We start from the raw sequence: 18,658 nt of genomic DNA on the forward strand, positions 1-18,658 counted from the left end.
CTGTTACTGGCCGGCGATGTATTCGATCGACGGGCCGGCAGTCCAACCGCCGTCGACGGCGATCTCGGAACCCGTTGTGTACGAGGCATCGTCGGAAAGCAGGTAGGTGACCGCTCCGACCAACTCCTCCGGGCGACCGACACGGCGATACGGATTGTTGGGGAATGCGCCCTCTTCGAGGCTGATGCCCGTCGGTGCAGTCATGGGCGTCAGGACCATGCCGGGGTGAACCGAGTTGACCCGGATCTTGTCGCGGCCGAGTTCGACGGCGGCGATCTTGCTCAGCCCACGCACGCCCCACTTGGCTGCGCCGTAACCGCTGGTCAGAGCCATGCCCATCAGGCCGGCGGCCGAGGAGATGTTCACGATGGATCCGCCGCCGGCTGCCTTCATGAACGGCACCACCGTGTGGATACCGGTGTGCACGGACACCAGGTTGATCTGGATGATGCGCTGGAACGTCTCGAGTGGTTCCTCGGCGACTGTCTGGCCGGACGCCGAGATTCCGGCGTTGTTGACCAAACCGTTGATCGCGCCGAACTCGGATACCGCGTACTCGGCGGCGGACTTCCAAGACGCTGGATCGGTGACGTCGAGGTGAACGTAACGCGCTGCGTCGCCGAGAGATTCGGCCACTGCTCGACCGTCGTCGTCGAGTAGGTCGCCGATGACGACGCGGCCGTTGCCCGCGACGATGCCGCGGGCAAACGCCTCGCCCAGGCCGCGTGCGCCGCCGGTGACGAGAACGACTTTTCCGGAGAGATCCTGAGTCATGATTGTTCCTTACCTGTTGGTGTTGCGAGATATGGCTTCGAGAACGCCCCGAGCGCGCGGGTGATGGCCTCGGGTGCGGGCGTCCGGAGGTCTGCCATCTCACGCAGTGCGGCGACTACCGCAAGTGTTGCCTGGCCCGAAGCCGCTGTGGTGTCGAGCGAGGTTTCCGGACGGTCGATCAGGCGTGCGACTTCTGGGCGAATCAGTTCCATCGTCTCGAAAGTTGCTGATTCCCAAACTCTCCGGAGTGCCGCATCACCGAAGATGATGGGCATCAGTGACCGGGTCATCGGCTCGAAGGACTCGCCGACCGATGCGATAAAGGCATTCTTCACAGCCGCTGCGAGCCCGAATTCGCGGGCTTGCGCGCTGAGTGCGGTGGCCAGACTGCGGTTTCCCTCGTCGAGCATCGGCCAGATGCTCTCCTCTTTGGTGGCGAAGCAACGGTAGAACGTTCGCTCGGAGATTTCTGCCCGCTCGGCGAGCTCCGCGATGGTCGTCGAAGTGTCGCCGCGTTCGACGAAAGCGGCAGCACAACTCTGCGAGACGCGGAGAAGTAGTGCAGTGCGGCGGGCTGTTGCCATATCCGCACTGTACCAAAAGTGGCAGAAACTGCCACAAATGGTGTCGGCCGGTCAGCCGACGTTACCTTCGATTCCGGAAACCTCCTGCTCAACTGCGTTCTTGAGGTTCAGGAGCGTCTTGCGGACGTTGCCGCGCTGAAAGTCGGCGAAGGTTTTTCCTCCGGTGGCAATTTTGTCAAACATGTCGGCGGCGAAGTCCGGCCAGCCGCGCCTGTCGTCGGTCCACGTTTCGGTAACTCGGGTTCCGTCGGGCACCGGCGAGAATCGGTACTGCCAGGTTGCGATAGAGGCGGGGATCCGGGGAGTACCGAGGCCGATCTTGTGAACACGGAATTCGAAGAGCTTCCCGGCCTCGGCAGCGGTGACTGTGCATCGCGTGGTCCACTGCGCGCGCCCACGCTTGTTGTGCCCGTCGAACTCCATGCCCAGGAAAGCGCTTTCGCGGTCTCCCCGCAAGGTTGCGCCTATGTTTTCGGGACTCCAGGCACCCATACGAGTGGGATCGCTGATGACCTCGTAGAGGGAAAGCGCGTCGGAGCTGACGACGATGCTGTCGGAGACGGTAAGTTCGCGAGCCATTTCGGTTTCAGGTTCTTTCTGTCGAGCGTGTGTGAGGTGAGTATGACGATCGGTGGTTTCGCGAACAAGATGCGGACGTGGCGGATGAACCGTCGACCTGATCGGCGTTGAACTACAGGTGCGGTTTCAGTTGGATCTTGACCGCGCCTTCCTGCTTCTTCTGGAAGATCTCGTAGGCGTGTGGCGCCTGATCGAGCGGCAGCTGATGGGTGGAAAAGGTGTCGACGCCGAGTGGGTCGTCGTCAGTGAGCAGGGGCATGATGTCCTCTACCCACTTCTTGACGTTCGCCTGGCCCATCCTGAGCTGAATCTGCTTGTCGAACATGGTCATCAGCGGCAGCGGATCAACCATTCCGCCGTAGACACCGATCAAAGAAATGGTTCCGCCGCGCCGAACGATGTCGATGGCCGAATAGACAGCGCCAAGGCGATCGATTCCTGCGTTACGCATCGCAGGCGCGGCAAGAGCATCGGGAAGGAGTCCGACGAACTGCTGCGCGAGCTTTCCGATCGGAGACCCGTGCGCTTCCATACCGACAGCGTCGATCACCGAATCGGTTCCGCGGCCGTTTGTCGCGTCTCTGATGGCATCGCCGATCTTGCTGCCGTAGTCGTCCAGGTTGAGGGTCTCGATGCCGCGTTCGGCAAGGCGCGCAAGGCGTTCGGGTACACGGTCCACACCGATTACTCGAAACCCCTTGTGGTGGGCGATACGAGCCGCCATGTCACCGATCGGTCCGAGGCCGAGGATTGTCACGGACCCACCCGGCGGAATGTCGGCGTATTCGACCGACTGCCAAGCGGTGGGGAGCACGTCGGAGAGGTAGACGAATCGCGAATCCGCGGGACCTTCGGGAACTTTGATGTGTGTGAAATGTGCTTGCGGTGCTCGGAGGTACTCAGCCTGCCCGCCGGGCACCGAGCCGTAGAGCTCGGAGAAGCCGAACAATGCTGCGCCCGTTCCCTGATCGCGGACCTGCGTCGTCTCGCACTGTGTGTAGAGGCTCGAATCGCACATGAAACAGTTGCCACACGAGATCTGGAACGGAATCACGACGCGGTCACCTATCTCGAGATTCGTGACTTCCGAACCGACTTCTTCGACGATTCCCATCGGTTCATGGCCGAGAATGTCGCCGGCATTCATGAACGCACCCAGAGTCTCGTACAGGTGCAGATCGGATCCGCAGATATTCGTCGTGGTGACCTTGATGATCGCGTCGGTGGGTTCGACGATCTTCGGGTCCGGAACCGTATCGACGCTTACTTTCCGTTTGCCTTGCCAAGTCACTGCGCGCACTGGGATCGACCTCTCATCGTGGAAATGCTGTTCGCAGTCACCTGCCCGAAAGCACTGAAATGCAAACAAAATCGGTGAGGGTTGCGAGAAGTCCTGAGCGCGTTAGATTGAGATGGAGCTGGGTCCCGGTCTCTTTGCACCGGCTCCAGGACTGAGACGACGAGATGATGAGGACGATCGCATGACCGACAAAGACGACAACGACCAGTCGCCCAAGGGTGGGCACCCAGGACCCGTGGACAAGGGCGGCGACGGGGGAATGGCAACGCGAGAACAGGCGCCTGAACTGGTCGAGGAGACCTCCGGCGAGAAGTCTGACGACGAGTAGTTTCCTTTTACTCCGCGTTGGGTAACAACGGGGATAGGCCGCATCGGACCGTCCCGGAATCAATGCGGGCGAGGTTCCTCGAGGTTGAGCAGCCAGCCACGGGAACCGCCTTGAGCAGATCCCTCAACCCTGTTGTCATTCAACCCTGTAACAGCACGTGATCGAATCGGGTCCGCAGTAGTGTCGGGACCCGGAAGTCGTCAAGCGTTCGAACTATCAACTGCTCGGCAACATCCCGGAGTTTCACGTTGGTCTCTTGAGAACGCCACACGAGTATGTCGAAGGCGCGATCGGCCGAAATGCCGTAGATCACCATGAGCATGCCTTTGGCTTGCTCGATTACTCCGCGAGAAGCGGTGATTTCGTTGACCAGCACGTCGACAGACGCTTTCACCGTGCTGTCGAGGGTTTCGGTGACGTCGATGTAGAAGCCTGAGCTGCCGACCACGGCACCCGACTCGTCCACGACGCTGTCGCCGACGACGATTACCGAGTGAGTATCCCCTGCAGTGTCGATGATGCGGTGGCGGCTGCTGAACGGTCCGCCTGAAGTGCGGATGGCGTGCAGTGTCTGGGCAACGTGTCTTCGGTCGTCGGGATGCTTGTGCGAGAGCATCAATTCTGTCGTCGGAGCTACTTGGTCGGGTTCGTATCCGTGAATCCGTGCAACTTCGTCCGACCACTCCCACCGGTCGCCGTTGCGGTGATAGAGAAAGCCGCCCACCCGGTGTGGAGCCCCCGATCCTGACGTTCGCCCCAACCCGTCCTCGTTCACCACACACGCCCCCTCGTTCTCGACCTCGTCCCAACCGGCGTACTCGCCAGTTAGTTATATCGGACAAATCCGGCGGAGGTGGTGTCGGTCCCATATTTCGGAGCATCGTCTGGATCGCTACCGCATGGGTCGGGGAAACCGGCGCTCAGAGTACTTGGCGACGGTCCCACGTCACTCGCGGTTGAAACAGTGTTGCCGCTCTGTCCATTCGGTGATCGCCGCCGCGATGGCCGCAGGCTGATCCTCGGGGGCGAGATGTCCTGCGGGACCGCACTGTTCCACCTCGAGATTTGCGATATTCGATCGGCTCCACGTGACTTCGTCAGGTCCGATCATGAGAAGTTCTGCGGGGCCGCTGAAGGTGAGAAGAAGTTTGGGTACGTCGGTGCTTTCTGCGAGCCAATCGCTGTACGCCGCCACACGTGCATTCACGTCACCGGGAGTTCCTTCGATGGGGAAGGATCGTGGCCACTCGAGAAGGGGTCGGCGACTCTCTCGTGACGGATAAGGGGAGCGATAGGCCTCGGCATCGGTTTCGGTCATTTCACCGAGAACCGTTCTGTGAAGCGCTATTTCGAGAAAGAAGTTCTCGTCGAGTACCTTTGTCTCTCCTGTGTCGGAGTCCCTCAGAGCTTCCACCCGTGCCCGTGCCTCTCCCGGGAAGTGTTCGTCCCAGGTCATCGGACGAAGGATCGTTTCGAAGAAGGCCACACCTCGGACGCGATCGGGGTGGCGGGCAGCCCAGTCCAGTGCAAGTGCCCCGCCCCAGTCGTGTCCGACGAGTACGACGTCGTCGAGTTCCATCTGGTCGAACCAGGCGTCGAGGTAGCGGGCGGTGTCGAGGAAGCCGTAGTTGATTGGCGGTTTGCCTGACCGCCCCATTCCGATGAGGTCAGGGGCAAGTGCGCGGCCTAGATTTCCTATCTGCGGCAGGATGTTTCGCCACAAGTGCGAGGATGTGGGGTTTCCGTGGATGAGTACGAAGGGTGTTCCTTCACCGCGCGAGCGGTAGGCCATGGTCGAGTCGAGCACGGGAATTGTGGGCATTGCGACTCCTCAAATAGTTTCCATATACTCTAATTGAGATAGTAGCCATGTATTCTATTTGTATGCAAGATCGAGAAACATGGACGACAGGGTCGCTGGTGTGGCACCTTGGCTTGCGCTGGCGGGCGGGGGTTGACCGAGCGATCGCGCACCTGGGGTTGACTCACGCCCAGTATTCAGTGCTCGCGTCTCTGCATGGTCTGGTGAGTGCGGGGGAGAGGCCGAGTCAGCGAGAACTCTCAGCGCACACTGGATTGCAGCGAATCTACATATCCAAGCTCGTGCGAGCGTTGGAGAAGAGCGGGTTTGTTGTCAGTGAACGCGATAGACGCGATGCGCGAGCCGTTCGCCTCGATCTCAGTGACGAGGGCAAACGAGTCATAGAGCTCGCTAAAGACATTGTCCGCCAATTGGATGTAAAGAATACGGAAGTGCTGACGAAAACCGGAGGGCGGGAACTCGCCGAGCTCCACCGCGCCCTTGACGCGTTACTCGACGCCACCGAAGCAGCAGATGGATAATGCGCCGGTCCGCTTCGTGGCGCAACCGAAGGCGATCGTGTGCGGACCCGGTCCACAGGACGTTCGTTGGAGGACCGACGGAAGCGTCGATCCCCCAACGAGCCCTATTGTCTAGCTGTCGATCGTCACGGTGTCACGTTGATCGGTGTGGCCGATGCGAACTGCAGTGTGCCCGACATTGTTGCCGTGCCAGTGGCTGCGGCGGGGCAGACGGGTCCGGTGCCGGTGCGTGTGTAGTTCACGGTGCCGGTGTTGCTTGCCACGACGCGCTGGTTGGGAATATCGAATGGCAGCGGTCCGACAGTGCTGGCCCCGACGGTGACTGTGCATGTTGATCCGGGCATCGTGACGACTGCGCCTCCTGCAGGAATGACCAGGGATCCCTGAGCCGATCCGGTGTCTGCCGAGACGTTCAATAGCCACGAGCCGGAGGTCGTGACCACAGCGGGTAGGCCGTTAGCCTTGCACCCGGTCAGGCTGGGGGTGCCGATATTGACGTTGACTCCGCCGGTGCCGGTGTTGGAATTACCCGGCGCGGATGGGATGGTCCCGGAGCCCGTCGTACTGGAGCAGGTAAGTGTGATCGTTCCTGTCTTGATACTGAGATTGCTGCTCGAAGCAGTCACGGCTTGACCCGCTGGAGTGACGACGGTCGAAGCCAGAGCGGTGCCGGCTGCGACCGCAATCGCGGCTGCGGCGGCAGCTGTGACGATGGTGGTGCGGCGAACTGCATGGGTCATCGATATCTCCTTGTTGTCGGTGATACTTCGTGAGTCGCCGGTGCTTGCTCTACTGCGTCCGCAGGCTGTCGGCGCCGATGTTGAACACATCGCTTGTGGTGGTCAACGAGTTGTGACCACTCGAAGACGGAACGTTGGCGCGAAGATTGACGGCCCAATTCAGTGCGCCGAACAGTCCACATCCAGATGCGCCCGGCACCGCGAACGTCTGGTCGGCGTGCGTCACGTTTCTGACGGCGGCGGTATCCGGAAATCCTGGAACTTCCTCCAGGACACCATTTTCGGAAACTCCGAGTTTGAACATGATCGGGTTGCTCGCAGAACCCAGATAGCAGTTGCCGCCCAGCAAGGGGTTGGAGATCTTCAATCTTGCCGGAAGTGTGACACCGAGTTGGAATGCGTCGACTGTTGGCAACGCGACCGGTTCGACTGTTGCCTTGATGGTGGTCAAGCCGCCGGGGAACGGTATACCGAGCCCGAAGATTCCTCCTGGTACCTCGATGGGGCTGGAATAGACGCCTTTGGTGCCGTCAGTGGGAGGAATGAAGATCTGGTCGAACCCGAATTCAGCGTCGGGGTTCTCGCGATAGGCGACACCGCCGGCGATATTCAACGAGCCGGAAGGAATCGGTACTTTGAGCCCGTTGATGTTCATTTCGCCGCCTTTGACGACGACATCGACACAGGTGCTTGTCTCCGGATTGGCTATCGGGCATTTTCCCCAGCCCCCGAACGGCGCATTGGGCAGCGGGGCCGCCGTCGCGGTTGACACCGCCCCGAGAGTGAGGACTCCCGCTGCGACGACGGCGAGCGCGGCTCTGAATCGTATTGTGCGCATGGACAAGTGAACTCCGTTTCGAGGTGGCAATCTGTCGTCGATGACGGTTCTGTGGCAGTGGGTTGGATTGCTAGTTGGCACTACGTTCGGCAACGACGGCAGCGGGTTCGGGTGAGCCGGCCGGCTGGGGCCTGAGGCTGTCGGCACCGATGTTGTAGACGTCACTCGTCGTGGCGAGGGAGTTGGACGTGGTGGACGAGGGAAGCCCGGCGCGCCAGTTGACGATTGGATTCAGAACGCCGAACGGGCCACACCCGGAAGCTGTCGGGACCGCGAAGGGCTGTCCGGTGTGCCCGGTGTTTCGAACGACGGCAGTATCCGGGAAACCTGGAACCTCTTCGAGGACACCGTATTCGGTCACATCCAAGTTGAGTTGGACGGGGTTGTTGTCCGAGCCCAGGTAGCATTTGCCGCCGAGGAGAGGGTTCGCGATCTTCAATTTGACGGGTAGCTTCACACCAAGCTGAAATGCATCCACGGTGGGGAGTGCAGACGTCGACTCTACGGTGGCCGAAGCCTTGTTCAGTCCGAAGAGATTGTTGAATGGCAGGTCGATTCCGAGTGCGCCCCCGGGGATGTCGATGGGTTTGGCGTAGATCCCCCGACTGTTGTCGTTCGGCGGGATGAATACTTGGTCGAATCCGAATTCAGCCTCTGGATTCTCCCGGTATGCAACTCCGCCTGCGATGCGCATCGCCCCGGCGGGAATGCTGACGGAAAGCTTGCCGATCTTCATGTTTCCGCCGGTGACCGTGACGTCCATACAGGTGCTGGTCTCGGGATTGTCGATCGGACATGAATCCCAACCGCCGAAGGGGATCTCCGCTGCCGGGGCGGCTCCTGCAATGCTTGCTGACAAGCTTCCCACCGCAGCGGCGGTGGCGAACACAGTTGCGGTGGCGAGTGCGCCGAAAAGCCCACGCGACGTCGAACGTCGGGACATGTATTTCTCCTTTGGGTACAACCGACCAGTCGGGATTGTGATGATGAGTGACGGTAGTCACGTGTGACTTGGATGTACAGACAATTTGAAACAATTCCGACAAAAGTATTACTGCGATCGCCTCCGCTACTACTTGTGGCTGTGAGGATTGAAATTTGTTGCAGTGCTCTGTGTCTCGTCATTCACCCGCGAATCGCTGTGAGGTGCTTCGACCCGAAAAGGCGTTCGTCGACGGGAATATCGGACTCCTGTCGAAATCGAGGGGGCAATGTTTTGTCGGAGTCGCCAATGAGGGAAGTCAGGGCGAGTAACTTTGTCGAACAGCGGCTGATCGGTACTCCGGGCAGCTGCCCGAGAGAACGGATCGCCATGACGCTGATGCTGCCGCTCGACTCGATGTTCCTTCTGATGGAGTCACGGGAGCATCCCATGCACGTCGGTGGCCTGTCGCTTTTCGTTCCGCCGGAAGGGGACGACGGCGAATTCGCCAGATCGCTCTACCGTTCGCTCACCGACGTCGACTCGATTCGGCCCCTCTTCCGTCGCAAGCCGGTGCAGTTCTTGTCGAACTTCGCGCCGGTGCGTTGGACGGAGGACGCAGACGTCGATCTCGAGTATCACGTCCGGTTGCTCGCGCTGCCCAAGCCGGGTCGAGTCCGCGAGTTGCTCGAGCTGACCTCCATGCTCCACGGCACGCTGCTCGATCGGCATCGGCCGCTGTGGGAGGCGTATGTGATCGAAGGTCTCGCCGACGGCCGAGTTGCCGTGTACATGAAGACGCACCACGCGCTCATGGATGGTGTGTCTGCTGTTCAGGCGTGGTACCGCAGCCTCTCGTCGGATCCGCACGATCGACATTCGATGCCTCCGTGGGCGCAACGACCTTCTTCGGGGCGGGTTCGTGCCGGTCGCGGGCTGGACCTGCAGAGGCGGGTGGGCTCCGTGATCGAGACCGTGCAAGATGTGGTCGGGGTGGGCCCAGCGATTGTGAACGCCGCTGCCTCGGCGGTGAAGGACCACGTCGCACCGTTGCCGTTTGCTGCTCCGAAATCGATCTTCAACGTCCCGATCACCGGCGCGAGGCGTGTCGCCGCGCAGTCGTGGCCGATCGAGCGCCTGCGCAAGGTCAGTTGCGTTGCAGACGTGACGCTCAACGATGCGGTGTTGGCTATGTGCGCGGGCGCGCTGCGGCGTTACCTGATCGAACTGGACGAGTTGCCGGACAAACCGTTGATCGCGATGGTGCCGGTATCACTTCGTAAAGGCGATGAGGGTGAGGCTTCCGGCAATGCTGTTGGTGCGGTGTTGTGTGATCTGGCAACCGAATTGGCGGATCCGGCGGCCAGACTTCAGAGAGTTCACGACTCGATGAGTAGCGCCAAGTCCCTGATGTCGGGCCTGACGCCCCTGCAGATCACGGCGCTCAGTGCATTGAACGTCGCGGGTCTCGGGCTGCCGCTGATCCCTGGTTCATCCCGACTGATCACTGGGCGTCCAGTCTTCAATCTGGTGATTTCCAACGTCCCCGGCCCGACAACGACGCGCTATTGGAATGGCGCGAAGCTCGAGAGCTGTTACCCGGCATCGATTCCGTTGGACGGGCAGGCGATGAACATCACCGTCATCGGCTACGCGGACACCATGCAGTTCGGTCTCGTCGGTTGCCGCCGCAATGTTCCGCACTTGCAGCGGCTTCTCGGTCACCTCGAGGAATCACTGAGTGAGCTCGAAGCCGCCGCAGGCTGATCAATTCGATTTGGGCATTCAGACGTCACGTCCGTTCACGACCAACTGGTGGACGTCCAGTTCTTTGTCGTCGAGGCCGAAGCTGATGATGCGTTCGGGGTGGATACGGATGATCGGCGCGTCGAGACCATGCGCAGCAGCACCTGTAGCATCCAAAGCCTCTGCCCGTCCACGGATTTCGACGCACCTGACCTGCCATGGATCTACGGATGCGATGTCGTCCACGACGAACGCGACCCGACCGTTGTCTGCGACATTGTGAAACTTACGGCTGCCCGTCATGTTGTAACCGCTGATGTCGATCGTGGCTGTATCCGGGTTGTAGTGGAACCCGACCGGACTGACTTGCAGCGTTCCGTTCCGTTGAACCGTCGCGAGGCGACCGAGAGTCTGTGTGGCCAGGTAGTCGAGTTCGATTCGGGTGAATGTCATGAAATTACGCTAGAACCTGAACTGCTGTAGAGGTCAAGATCTCCGAACGTACAACTCATTCCATCTCGTCGAGGGCCTCTTCTGCTTCGTCGACCCGCCACTCGGCCTCGCGAAGTTCCTCCTCGGACTCTCGAACTGCGACGCGGGCAGCCTTCTCGGTGTTCTTGGCGAACTGTCGTTCTTGTTCTGCGTGTTCGAGATCGGCGCGGAGTTCTTCGATGCGACGGTCGAGGTCGGACAGCTTTGACCTGGCATCCTCGAACTGGGCGGTCTCGGCCTTGACCCGTCGTCGGATCTTCTCGACGCCTGCCCTGGCTTCCTTCAATTCTGCTTTCGCCTTGGCTTGTTCGGCCTTGCGATCCGGAGCAGTGGACTTGGCCGGAGCGTGTTCTTCGGTGTGGATCGCAGGGGCGTCTTGTGCAGAATCCTCCTCCACTACAGCAAGTCCCGCCGGCCCGAAACCGCTGTAACTCGCAGCGGTCACGACCCGTCCGAGTCGAACCTGCGCGGCAGTCTCCTCATCGGCCAGGGCGGCATTGAGAGTCTGCGCGACATCGCGCAACGAATCCTCGCCGACGCTTTTTCCCCGTGAAGCGGCGATCTCACCGGATTTGTGGGCGAGACTCCGCACCACCTGCTGCCTCTGTGTCGTCAGCCGTCGCAAGTCCGGGCCCGAGAGATGGCGTTGAGCGTCGCGTAGCGATTCGCCAAGCGCGAGAAGTGCATCCAGATCCTCTGGTGCATCGCGCGAGATGAGATTGACCAACCACCCCACGGTGGTCGGCTTCCGAAGTTTTCCGATCTCTGCGGCCAGTGTGCGGTCGTTGTCGTCCCGGGCAGCCTTCACATGCTTTGTACGCGCCTCTACGAACTCGCCGGGGTCGAGGCCGTAGAGTTCGTCGGCGACATCATCGAGGGTCACGTATCAATACTGTCATTCGGCGAATCGTTCGAAGACTGTCTTCCAGTCGTTCTTGATGCTCACCACCGTCCACCCGTTTGCGCGCGAGATGTCGAGTGCGTGCTCGGCCCCGTCCACGTAGTCGAACTCGCGTTCCGGATCGTCATGGAGCACCAGAAGGCGAAGTGCCAGAACGTTCGGGTGTTCGGCGAACTTCAACATAGGTAGGTCACCGTTGCTGTTTCCGGCCGCGATGACAGGTCGTCGGCCGATTCGGTTCCAGATCTGTACGGGCTTGGCCGGCCCGTCGTCGACGACATCGGTTTGGGGCTGACGGAGAATTGTGCCGCTGTGCCCGTCGTCCTTCCACGTCAAGGCCACGCCGCTGCCGATGACGCGATCTCGGGGGATGCCGTAGACCTCCTGGCTGATCGGACGCATGAAGTCACGTCCGCCTCCAGAGACTATGTAGTTCGAGAATCCCTTGGCTGCAAGGTAATCGAGCAACTCCACCATGGGTGCATAGCTGCAGTGCAGATACTCGCGACCGAGAGTGGGGTGCGAAGCAGTGCGCAGGTAGGTATCGGCGTGGGTTTCGAATTCGTCGACCGTGACTTCGGCGAATGCCGCCAGGACACCGGCCGCGAGCACCTTCAGTGCGCTGTCGTCGCCGCGATAGTGCTTCGAGATCACTTCGTTCAACCAGGCGTAGTCCTTTTCGAACGCAGCCTGCCACGGTTGACGGTTGCGAAGAGACGGATCCTGGTTGGTCATCTCGACGAGGCGGCGCAGGATGAAGTCGAGTTGGATCGGCATCGGCTTCTCACACCACAGGGTTCCGTCGTTGTCGAAGACTGCGATCCTGTCTTCCGGTGCGATTTCGTCCGGACTTCCCTCAGTCGTCGCGCGTTCGACGAATTGCCGGACGGCCTGCTTCGGCGGGCCGTCTTGCCAGCTCGGTAGCGGGTCGCAGGTGTCGGAGGTGGAGACTTCAACGAATTGACTGCTCATGTGGTCCCTGGCTTCCAGTGAGTCGATGACAAATCCGGCACTCTCATACTCGGATCTCCTGCCGAAAATGGCATCGCCCATTTCGGGCGACAGCGGTTCGGTGACCACAATCGGGGTATGCGATTCACCATGCGGCCGTAGAGGCTGGAAATCAGAGGACCTACAAGGAGCCAGATCATGGCCAACGCATTCAAAGGCGTCGTCAACCTCGATATTCGCGATTCGATTCCCGACTGGAGCCCGTACGAGCAGCCGAAGGCCGCCGCCGGCACACCGAATATTCTTTACATCGTTCTCGACGACGTTGGATACGGCGCCATGGGTTGTTACGGGGGACCGATCGAGACGCCGAACATCGACCGCATCGCGGGCAACGGATTGCGGTACGGGCAGTGGCACACCACAGCGCTGTGCTCCCCGACGCGATCGTGTCTGCTCACCGGGCGAAACCACACGACCAACGGCATGGCCTGCATCAGCGAGTGCGCGGTCGGTTTTCCCGGCGGAAACGGTCACATCCCTCCCGAATGTGCCACGCTCGCCGAGGTTCTGGTCGAGCAGGGATTCAGCACCGCGATGGTCGGCAAATGGCACCTGTGCGCAGAAGACGAGATGAATCTTGCTTCCACGAAACGGAATTGGCCGGTCGGCCGCGGATTCGAGCGGTTCTACGGCTTTCTCGGCGCCGAGACCAATCAGTGGTATCCCGATCTCGTCCACGACAACCACCCCGTCGAACAGCCGTCGACGCCCGAAGAGGGGTATCACTTCAGCGTCGATATCACCGACAGAGCGCTCGAATACATCGGCGACGTGAAGTCGATAGCTCCGGACCGGCCTGTATTTCTCTACTACGCACCCGGGTGCGCACACGCTCCGCATCACGCGCCCCGCGAATGGGCCGATCGCTACGCAGGCAGGTTCGACGCAGGGTACGAAGCCATGCGGGACGAGATTCTGGCCAGACAGAAGGAAATGGGACTTGTCCCGAAAGACACGACCCTGCCCTCACTCAACCCGATAGGCACTCCTGAGACCCGCACCGGGCCCGACGGCGAACCGTTCCCGCCGCTGGATTTCACCCGCCCCTGGGACACCCTCTCCGCTGACGAGCAGCGACTGTTCTCACGGATGGCGGAGGTGTACGCGGGCTTCCTCTCGCACTGTGACGATCAGATCGGACGCCTGCTCGGATACCTCGAAGAAATCGAGCAGCTCGACAACACGATCATCGTGGTGGTCTCCGACAACGGTGCCAGCGGTGAGGGCGGACCCGACGGATCTGTCAACGAGAACAAGATTGCGAACGGCGTACCCGACGACCTAGCCGAGAACCTGGCGAAGCTGGACGAGTTGGGCAGCACCGAGACGTACAACCACTATCCCAACGGGTGGGCGATGGCGTTCAACACGCCCTTCAAGATGTGGAAGCGTTACTCGTTCAACGGTGGAACCTGCGACCCATGCATCATCTCGTGGCCGGAGGGCATCGATGCCCGTGGCGAGATTCGAGATCAGTACCATCACGCCATCGACGTCGTCCCGACTCTGCTCGACTGCGTCGGCGTCGACTTGCCTGACACGGTGAAGGGGTACACCCAGCACCCGATTCAAGGCGTGAGCATGCGGTACAGCTTCGATGCCGGCAACATCCCCACCGCCAAGCACACCCAGTTCTATTCGATGCTCGGAGGACGAGGAATTTGGCATGACGGCTGGAAGGCCGTCACCACGCACCCGACTCTGAGCGGGTGGGGCCATTTCTCGGAAGACACCTGGGAGCTCTACCACACAGAGTTGGACCGAGCCGAGCTCCGGAACCTTGCGGATGAAGAACCCGGCAGGCTGGCAGAGCTGGTGGGGTTGTGGTTCCACGAGGCCGGTGCCAATCAAGCTCTGCCACTGGACGATCGGTCCGGTGTCGAACTCCTCACCACGCCTCGCCCCCAGTTGGCCCCGCCCCGAAACCGGTATGTCTACCGCCCGGGCGGAGCCGAGGTACCGGAAGCCGTCGCCGTCAACCTTCGTAATCGTTCATTCTCGATCGGGGCAGTTGTCGATTTGGCCGAACCAGGTGCGACCGGTGTGCTCTTCTCGCATGGTGGCAGGTTCGGTGGGCATTCGCTGTACGTCAAGGACAACCGCCTGCATTACGTGTACAACTTCCTCGGCAGTGAACAGCAGAAGATCGATGCCACCGAAGACCTTCCGATCGGCGAAAATATAATCTTGGCAGCAACTTTCGAGAAGGAAGGCGAGGATCCGCCGGGCACTGCGCACGGGGTGCTCGGCCTCTACTACGGCGATCGGAAAGTCGGTGAGGGCAGAATCCGCACTCAGCCAGGCAAGTTCAGCATCGGCGGCGGCGAAGGGCTCAATGCAGGCCGTGACAGCGGGGAGCCCGTAACCGACGACTACCCGGGTACGTCGCCATGGGCGTTCACGGGTGGAACGCTCAACCGGGTGGCCATCGACGTCAGTGGTGAACCGTACGTCGACCTCGAACGCGAAGCAGTGGCGATGCTCTCGCGTGAATGACAGTTCCGAGTGCGTCTAGTTCGAGCCGGGCGGAAGGTATCGCACGGTAGGTACTCCGCCGGGACCGTCCAGGCGAACCTCGGCGTCGACCTGGTAGACCTCGGCTATCAGGTCAGCGGTGAGGACCTCGGTCGGGCTTCCGTGGGCAACGATGGATCCCCGGTTCAGCATCACTATCGAATCGCAGAACATGGCGGCCAGATTCAGATCGTGCAATGCCATGATCGTGGTGGTGGGGAGGCGTCGCACGAGCGCGAGCAATTCGAGTTGATGGTTGATGTCCAGGTGATTGGTCGGCTCGTCGAGTAGCAACTCGTGCGGTTCCTGAGCGAGGGCGCGCGCGATCTGGACGCGTTGGCGCTCCCCGCCGGACAGGGTGTGCCACGACCGGTCCAGCATGCCGGCGAGGTCGGTGTGTTCGATCGCTGCCCGAACGGCGTCGCGATCGGAATCCGATTGCCCACCCCACAGTCCGCGGTGCGGTGTGCGTCCGAGTTCGACTACCTCCGCGACCGTCAGATCGATCTCGGTGTTGCTGTGCTGATCAACGGTCGCGATCCGACGCGCGACGTCGCGGCGTTTCCAGTCGGACAACGGGGTTCGGTCCAGGGTCACGACACCGGACGTCGGACGATTGTGCCCGGCAAGCAGTTTCAGCAGCGTCGATTTCCCCGAACCGTTGGGGCCGAGAAGCCCCACCGTACTTCCGGTTGTCGGCGAGACGTCGAGGTCGTCGACTATGAGCGCCCCGCCGACCCGCCAACTGACGCCGGCAGCTTCGAGTGTCATGGCCTGGCCTTCCGTCTCCAGAGGATGACGGCAAACGCAGGCACACCGACCAGCGCGGTCACCACACCGGCCGGGAGTTCCTGCGGCGCAATGGCTGTGCGTGCTACTGCGTCGACCCAGACAAGGAAGATGGAGCCGATCAGTGCGGACGCAGGCAGGAGTCGGCGGTGGTTCGAACCGACGAGAGCCCGCGCCGCGTGCGGGAGGACCAGGCCCACGAAGCCGATGGCGCCTGCGACGCTCACGATCACCGCGGTCATCAAGGCTGTTGCCAACAACAGGGTCACACGCACCCGCCACACGTTCACCCCCAGCGACGACGCCGCGTCCTCGCCGAAGGCAAAGGCGTCGAGTGCGCGGGAGTGAGTCAGACAGACCACGAGGCCGACTGCGACCACCGCAGCGCAGAGTGCGACGTCGAGCCAGTCGGCGCCGCCGAGTGAACCCAGGAGCCAGAACATCACGCCGCGGGTCTGCTCGGGATCGGCCGAGGTGATGACGATGAACGAGGTGAGCGCGGAGAACAGTTGGGTCGCGGCGACACCGGCCAGGATCACCCGATCCGGCGTGCCGCCGGCCGCATGGGCGAGCAGCAACACAAGGGCGAAGGAGATCACCGCGCCGATGAAGGCGCCGCTCGACAAGCCGATCACTCCCGACCCGACTCCGAGGATCACGATCAGTACGGCACCGGTCGAGGCGCCGGACGAGATACCGAGGACAAACGGATCGGCCAGTGGATTGCGAAGCAGCGACTGCATGATCGCACCGCACAACCCGAGACCGGCACCGCAGAGCGCGGCGAGCAGGGTACGCGGCAGACGGAGGTCCCAGACGATGCCGTCACGGATAGGGGTGACGTCCGCCGCGGTACCGCCGAGATGGCCGACGACGATCGAAGCCACCTCACCGACCGACAGACCGGCGGGCCCCAACGTGATGGCAACGGCGGCTGATCCGGCCAGCGTGACAACACCGATCATCCACAGCAGGGTGACGGTCGTCGGGTTGTCACGCAGCCGAACTCTTGTCGTCATCTCACGCCGTAGACCACGTAGTCGTCGAACAGTTGCCAGACCGTCCCCGACTCCCGAAAACCTGCTTGCGCGAGCGCCGCCAACTGGAAGTCGACGGCTGTGGGCGCGGTGGCGTCACGTCCGGCGAATCTGCGCTCACGCTCGTCGGTCAGTGCCCCGATGCCGTGAGTGGCCCGCAGCTCGTCCCACCAGCTGTCCCACTCGGGAGCGCCCGCAGCAAAGGCGGAGCGTTGCGTCTGCTCGTCGTGAGCCTTCGCCCATCGCCCGATGACAGGGAAGCGGCTGTCGAAACGAAAGTGATCACCGTTGAGCAGGACTCCGTCCGGACTCAGCAGTTCGCGGCACTGCCGGTACACCTCGACGAGCTGCTGCGGTTGCAACCAGTGCAGCGCGGTTGTCGACACTATCGCCTGAACCGGCGCAGCCACCGAATTCGGCCAATCGGCTCCCGCCAGATCTGCGTCGATCAGCTGCAGTCGGTCACCGAAACGCGTCGACGACTGGCGGGCGAGCTCCAGCAGCATCGGGTCGTAGTCGATCCCCACAACGCTCGCATGCTCGAACTTCTCGAGAATTCGGGCGCTCAGTGAACCCGGCCCGCAGGCCAGGTCGACAACCGTGAACGGGGTGTGCGCGTGCTGCAATTCGAGAACGTCGAGAATCACGTCGAAGCGCTTCTCACGGTCGGCGATGTATGCCGCCTGCTGGTCGTCCCACCGACGCACCAGTTCACAGATCTCCGCGGACATCTAGACCACACCCAACTGGCGCAGCCCGTCGGAGAGCTGTTCGATGCCACCGACATTGCGGATCGAGGGATCCATCGTCGTTCCTTCGAGGATGATGTAACGCTTGTTCTTCACTGCGGTGAGCTTGCTGGCGACCGGGTCCGATTCGAGGAACGCGATCTTGTCTGCGGCACTGTCGCCGTCTCCACCGCGGTCGAGATCTGCGAGCACCAGCACGGTCGGGTCTCGATCGAGGACACTCTCCCAACCGATTTCGGGCCAATACTGCTTGTTGTCGTCGAAGGCGTTCTTCGCACCCACCGCGTCGGTCATGATTCCCGGTGCACCGCAGCACCCGGCGAAGTACGGAGTCTTCGTGGCTGCGTACCACCACGCCAGCGTTACGTTCTCAGCTCCCAGTGCCGCCGTGGCGGTGGCCGCGCGATCCTTCAAACTCTCGGTGAGCTCGACACCTTTGTCCTTGGCATCGAACAGTGTTGCCACGTCGTCGATTTCGTCGTACAAGTCGTCGAGCGTGAGGGCCTTGCTCTGCTCGGCATCCTGACCGGTGCACTCGCTGGGTGACTGATATGTCGCGACACCGAGGTCGGTGAACTTGATCCGGTCGGCGATGCCCTCCGAGGTGAACGTGTAGTTGAACGTCGTGTAGACCATGTCCGGTTCGCGTTCGAGGACACTTTCGAATGACGGGAACTCGGTGTCGAACGCCTGGACCTGACCACGCGCCTCGCGCAGTTCTGGGAGGACATCGTCATCGCTCATGGCGTACCCGGCCATCCGGTCCTGCACTCCCAGTGCGAACAGCATCTCTGCTGCAGGTTGATTTACCGCGATTGCCCGTTCGATCGGTCGCTCCACCGTGACGTCTCGGCCACAGTTCTGGACTGTCACGCGCGATTGTTCGGAAGAGTTGGATTGTCGGGCAGCACTGTCGTCGGAGGAGCAGGCAACCAACGACGCGCTCAACAGGGCAGCGACGGCGGCGGCGGGTAGGCGAAGTCTGGACAGACGCATGGAATCTCGTTC

At 61.5% G+C, this 18,658-nt stretch carries 20 protein-coding genes; 4 read left to right on the forward strand and 16 right to left on the reverse strand.

Annotated elements, in window-relative coordinates:
* Positions 1-3 precede the first annotated feature (3 nt).
* From RhoBH5_RS13900 to RhoBH5_RS13915, 4 genes are all read right to left on the reverse strand, one after another.
* On the reverse strand, positions 4-774 hold the full coding sequence (locus RhoBH5_RS13900; RefSeq protein ID WP_007734653.1) for a glucose 1-dehydrogenase: 771 nt from the start codon (positions 772-774) through the stop codon (positions 4-6).
* A complete protein-coding gene (locus RhoBH5_RS13905) occupies positions 771-1,358 on the reverse strand; it encodes a TetR/AcrR family transcriptional regulator (protein WP_007734655.1) in 588 nt (195 codons plus the stop codon). The genes RhoBH5_RS13900 and RhoBH5_RS13905 overlap by 4 nt, the downstream gene beginning before the upstream one ends.
* A gap of 51 nt (positions 1,359-1,409) precedes the next feature.
* Positions 1,410-1,937: an SRPBCC family protein gene (locus tag RhoBH5_RS13910; protein ID WP_270008427.1), complete on the reverse strand. Its 528-nt coding sequence runs from the start codon at positions 1,935-1,937 to the stop codon at positions 1,410-1,412.
* A gap of 112 nt (positions 1,938-2,049) precedes the next feature.
* The gene (locus RhoBH5_RS13915) at positions 2,050-3,237 is read right to left on the reverse strand and encodes a zinc-dependent alcohol dehydrogenase (protein ID WP_270008428.1); all 1,188 of its coding nucleotides are present in this window, start codon (positions 3,235-3,237) and stop codon (positions 2,050-2,052) included.
* Between the two features lie 181 nt (positions 3,238-3,418).
* On the opposite strand from RhoBH5_RS13915, the gene RhoBH5_RS13920 reads away from it, so the two are divergent.
* Positions 3,419-3,565: a hypothetical protein gene (locus RhoBH5_RS13920; RefSeq protein ID WP_164490549.1), complete on the forward strand. Its 147-nt coding sequence runs from the start codon at positions 3,419-3,421 to the stop codon at positions 3,563-3,565.
* A gap of 139 nt (positions 3,566-3,704) precedes the next feature.
* Here the strand turns inward: RhoBH5_RS13920 and RhoBH5_RS13925 are convergent, their stop codons facing one another.
* Positions 3,705-4,343, reverse strand: a complete 639-nt coding sequence (locus RhoBH5_RS13925) for a PAS and ANTAR domain-containing protein (protein ID WP_037132380.1) — start codon at positions 4,341-4,343, stop codon at positions 3,705-3,707.
* Positions 4,344-4,511: 168 nt separating this feature from the next.
* Positions 4,512-5,387: a haloalkane dehalogenase gene (locus tag RhoBH5_RS13930; protein WP_007734671.1), complete on the reverse strand. Its 876-nt coding sequence runs from the start codon at positions 5,385-5,387 to the stop codon at positions 4,512-4,514.
* Between the two features lie 62 nt (positions 5,388-5,449).
* Between RhoBH5_RS13930 and RhoBH5_RS32680 the strand changes: the two genes are divergently transcribed.
* Positions 5,450-5,908: a MarR family winged helix-turn-helix transcriptional regulator gene (locus RhoBH5_RS32680; RefSeq protein WP_174519521.1), complete on the forward strand. Its 459-nt coding sequence runs from the start codon at positions 5,450-5,452 to the stop codon at positions 5,906-5,908.
* A 125-nt stretch (positions 5,909-6,033) separates the two neighbouring features.
* Here RhoBH5_RS32680 and RhoBH5_RS13940 read toward each other — a convergent pair whose 3' ends face one another.
* From RhoBH5_RS13940 to RhoBH5_RS13950, 3 genes are all read right to left on the reverse strand, one after another.
* The gene (locus RhoBH5_RS13940; protein ID WP_047269291.1) at positions 6,034-6,648 is read right to left on the reverse strand and encodes a hypothetical protein; all 615 of its coding nucleotides are present in this window, start codon (positions 6,646-6,648) and stop codon (positions 6,034-6,036) included.
* A gap of 49 nt (positions 6,649-6,697) precedes the next feature.
* A complete protein-coding gene (locus RhoBH5_RS13945) occupies positions 6,698-7,486 on the reverse strand; it encodes a hypothetical protein (RefSeq protein ID WP_021333197.1) in 789 nt (262 codons plus the stop codon).
* A gap of 70 nt (positions 7,487-7,556) precedes the next feature.
* The gene (locus RhoBH5_RS13950; RefSeq protein ID WP_007734676.1) at positions 7,557-8,429 is read right to left on the reverse strand and encodes a hypothetical protein; all 873 of its coding nucleotides are present in this window, start codon (positions 8,427-8,429) and stop codon (positions 7,557-7,559) included.
* Positions 8,430-8,798: 369 nt separating this feature from the next.
* Between RhoBH5_RS13950 and RhoBH5_RS13955 the strand changes: the two genes are divergently transcribed.
* Positions 8,799-10,175: a WS/DGAT/MGAT family O-acyltransferase gene (locus RhoBH5_RS13955; RefSeq protein ID WP_054825821.1), complete on the forward strand. Its 1,377-nt coding sequence runs from the start codon at positions 8,799-8,801 to the stop codon at positions 10,173-10,175.
* Between the two features lie 18 nt (positions 10,176-10,193).
* On the opposite strand, the gene RhoBH5_RS13960 is transcribed toward RhoBH5_RS13955, so the two are convergent.
* The 3 genes from RhoBH5_RS13960 to RhoBH5_RS13970 are packed head-to-tail and all read right to left on the reverse strand — an operon-like array spanning position 10,194 to position 12,519.
* Positions 10,194-10,607: a PPOX class F420-dependent oxidoreductase gene (locus RhoBH5_RS13960; protein ID WP_162114351.1), complete on the reverse strand. Its 414-nt coding sequence runs from the start codon at positions 10,605-10,607 to the stop codon at positions 10,194-10,196.
* A 55-nt stretch (positions 10,608-10,662) separates the two neighbouring features.
* Positions 10,663-11,529 (reverse strand): hypothetical protein, encoded by an 867-nt coding sequence (locus RhoBH5_RS13965; protein ID WP_162114352.1) that lies wholly within the window; start codon positions 11,527-11,529, stop codon positions 10,663-10,665.
* Between the two features lie 12 nt (positions 11,530-11,541).
* Complete coding sequence (locus RhoBH5_RS13970) at positions 11,542-12,519, reverse strand: HAD family hydrolase (RefSeq protein WP_270008429.1); 978 nt, start codon at positions 12,517-12,519, stop codon at positions 11,542-11,544.
* A 177-nt stretch (positions 12,520-12,696) separates the two neighbouring features.
* On the opposite strand from RhoBH5_RS13970, the gene RhoBH5_RS13975 reads away from it, so the two are divergent.
* Complete coding sequence (locus RhoBH5_RS13975; protein ID WP_118605155.1) at positions 12,697-15,057, forward strand: arylsulfatase; 2,361 nt, start codon at positions 12,697-12,699, stop codon at positions 15,055-15,057.
* A gap of 15 nt (positions 15,058-15,072) precedes the next feature.
* On the opposite strand, the gene RhoBH5_RS13980 is transcribed toward RhoBH5_RS13975, so the two are convergent.
* The 4 genes from RhoBH5_RS13980 to RhoBH5_RS13995 are packed head-to-tail and all read right to left on the reverse strand — an operon-like array spanning position 15,073 to position 18,646.
* A complete protein-coding gene (locus RhoBH5_RS13980) occupies positions 15,073-15,846 on the reverse strand; it encodes an ABC transporter ATP-binding protein (protein ID WP_007734693.1) in 774 nt (257 codons plus the stop codon).
* Positions 15,843-16,883 carry a FecCD family ABC transporter permease gene (locus tag RhoBH5_RS13985; RefSeq protein WP_042452436.1) on the reverse strand — a complete coding sequence of 347 codons (1,041 nt, stop codon included), beginning with the start codon at positions 16,881-16,883 and terminating at the stop codon, positions 15,843-15,845. Before RhoBH5_RS13985 ends, RhoBH5_RS13980 begins: the two co-directional genes overlap by 4 nt.
* Positions 16,880-17,632: a class I SAM-dependent methyltransferase gene (locus RhoBH5_RS13990; RefSeq protein WP_042452433.1), complete on the reverse strand. Its 753-nt coding sequence runs from the start codon at positions 17,630-17,632 to the stop codon at positions 16,880-16,882. The genes RhoBH5_RS13985 and RhoBH5_RS13990 overlap by 4 nt, the downstream gene beginning before the upstream one ends.
* Positions 17,633-18,646, reverse strand: coding sequence for an ABC transporter substrate-binding protein (locus RhoBH5_RS13995; protein WP_042452430.1), 1,014 nt, complete (start codon positions 18,644-18,646; stop codon positions 17,633-17,635). It abuts the gene before it with no gap.
* Positions 18,647-18,658 lie beyond the last annotated feature (12 nt).

The sequence above is a fragment of the Rhodococcus sp. BH5 genome (assembly GCF_027583855.1).
Classification (GTDB): domain Bacteria; phylum Actinomycetota; class Actinomycetes; order Mycobacteriales; family Mycobacteriaceae; genus Rhodococcus_F; species Rhodococcus_F qingshengii.